Annotated in this window: 3 protein-coding genes; all 3 read left to right on the forward strand. The window is 68.3% G+C overall.

The annotated features are described in order from the left end of the window. On the forward strand, nt 1-248 hold a 248-nt coding region (locus E1264_RS41955), incomplete at its 5' end, for an ANTAR domain-containing protein (RefSeq protein WP_132183054.1). A gap of 51 nt (nt 249-299) precedes the next feature. Then, the gene (locus E1264_RS41960; protein ID WP_132183056.1) at nt 300-1,037 is read left to right on the forward strand and encodes a GAF and ANTAR domain-containing protein; all 738 of its coding nucleotides are present in this window, start codon (nt 300-302) and stop codon (nt 1,035-1,037) included. 214 nt (nt 1,038-1,251) lie between these two features. Continuing rightward, entirely contained in the window at nt 1,252-1,695 is a 444-nt protein-coding gene (locus tag E1264_RS44300; RefSeq protein WP_207936984.1) for an STAS domain-containing protein, read from the forward strand. Nucleotides 1,696-2,445 lie beyond the last annotated feature (750 nt).

The following is a 2,445-nucleotide window of genomic DNA, read 5'->3' on the forward strand; positions in this document are numbered from 1 at the left end:
GGGCGGAGGTGTACCAGGCCACCGGCATGGTCGCGGTCCAGTTGGGCGCGGGGCTGGACGAGGCGCTGGTTCGGTTGCGGGCGCACGCGTTCGCCAGCGGCACGAGCCTGCCAGAGGTCGCTCAGCAGGTGCTGGACCGCGTCCTGCGCTTCGCGCCCGAGGGCGGAGACGAGTCCGAGGGCAGAGACGAGTCCGAGGGTGGCGGAGACGAGTCCGAGGGTGGCGGAGACAGCGAGTCCGATGAGTGAGACGGTCGCTGCGGGCCGATGTGAGGGGCCGATCAGAAGGAAGGGAGCACAATGGCGCGTGAGCAGTTGTTGACACGGGTGTTCGTGGAGTTGGCGGACACGCTGGTGGCCGATTTCGACGTGATCGAGTTCCTGCATCTCCTCACCGAGAGATGCGTGCAATTGCTGGAGGTCGATCAGGCGGGCCTGGTTCTGACCGATCAGTCCGGCGGGCTGCGATTGGTCGCCGCCTCCTCCGAGCAGGCCCGGCTGCTGGAGGTGTTCCAGCTCGAGCACGACGAAGGCCCCTGCCTGGAGTGTCATTCCACCGGCCGGCCGGTCGCCTCCGCCGATCTGGCGGCTGACCGTGACCGGTGGCCGGCGTTCGCCGAGGTCGCGCTGCGCCGGGGTTTCGCTTCCGTCCACTCCCTGCCGATGCGGTTGCGCGACCAGGTCATCGGTGCCCTGAACCTCTTCCAGAACACGCCCGGTGCCTTGGAGCCCGAAAGCGCCGCCCTGGGGCAGGGGTTCGCCGACATCGCCACGATCGGGTTGATCGGCGAACGCGCGGCACGTGAGCAGGCGCTGCTGTCCCAGCAACTGCAGACGGCGTTGAACACCCGGATATTGATCGAACAGGCCAAGGGGATGATCGCCGAACGCGCCCAGGTATCGGTCGACCAGGCGTTCACCGTGATGCGCCGGTACGCCCGCGAACACAATCGCAAGCTCACCGATGTCGCCGTCGCGATCACGCGGGGCGACCTGCAGCCGAGCGGCCTTCCCGCCGCGCCCGGCCAGGCGCCGTGAACCGGTGGACATCGCCGAGGCGGCGGCAACGCCCGCTCACACCGCATTGAACCGGTCGCGGGATTAGACCGCAGGCCGTGCGCGGCTTATGCTGCGTGCGACGACAGAGTCGTCTGAAGGCCGCTCCAGACCCTGGCGGCGCAGGTGCGCACGCTCCAGGGAAGTGGTTGCCGTGACTGCGTTCGGATCATCGCCCCGACCCTTCGTCCGGCCGGTGACGTGGACGTGGCAAGGCAGCGCACCGGACGACCACGCTCGAACCCGGGCGCACATCGGGCTTCGGCGGACGGACGTCGACTGCGGCGCCGGGGCGACGGCGATGTTGCTGGCACTCGCCGGGGAGATCGACATCTCCAACAGCGGCTGGCTGACCGTCCAGCTCAGCGCCGTGATCACCGGCGCCTCCACCGTCCGCACCGGGGCCGCACCGAGCAGCGGCGTGGTCGTCGACCTCACGCGCGTCAGGTTCTGCGACGCCAGCGGCATCACGGCCCTGGTCAAAGCGTTCAAACACGCCCAGAAACAGCGGCTGCCGCTGACTCTGGCCGGAGCCACGGGACGGGTCGACTGCGTCCTTCGCCTCACCGGCATCGACGACGTCCTCCCCTTGCATCCGGCGTCGGCGGACGCGTTGCGGGCGCTGAGCAGCCGAACGTGACCGCCACGAGGCCGGGCCGGCCGGACGAGGATGGAATCAGTTCGCTGAACACCTGTCCGCCGGTGCGGTCTTTGATCGAGGGCAGATGTCGAAAACCTTGAACGAAATCGCTTCAATATTCACGGGAATCATTGACGGGCATCGGAAATGAGGTCGCGGGCGCGCGGGCCGTGGATCCAGGGCCGTCCGACCCGGGGAGGAGCGGACGGCCCTGGAGAACCGGCTCAGCCTTCCCAGGCGGTCACCGGCCACTCTCAGCCAAGCCTGATCGGCCGGCGGGGGACACTGCCAATCCGAGCACACGCCATCACTCGCGCTGATGACCGTCCCCTCGCCCGGAACTCGGTAGAGGGGAACGGAGTTTCTCAGGCTCCGCGCCGAGGCTCCCAGGGATGCGAACAACCCGCCCTTGTAGTTTTCTTATTGGTCCCGCAAATTCGTAATTATTCGGGTAGAATCAAAGTATCCGGCAATCGGCGAGCTCCCCGTTCTGAGGGGTTGATCCGTCACACCGGCTCGCCCCCGAGAGGGGGAGTCATGCCGACCTCACACACGTCTCGCGTCAACGGACGAGCCCGGCGCACCGGCCGGACCGGTTCGGTGTCCCGGCTCGGACCACCTGACAGCAGAGCCCCCGATCGGCACCAGACCCCGCCTGAGCCGGCGTCCTGCCGGTGGCGGTCGTGCTCATGGCCGCGATAGGCACCGGGGTCGCGGTCACCCCGATCCTGGGAACCGCCCGCCTCACCC

This window comes from Actinomadura sp. KC216 (assembly GCF_004348535.1).
In the GTDB taxonomy this organism is placed as follows: domain Bacteria; phylum Actinomycetota; class Actinomycetes; order Streptosporangiales; family Streptosporangiaceae; genus Spirillospora.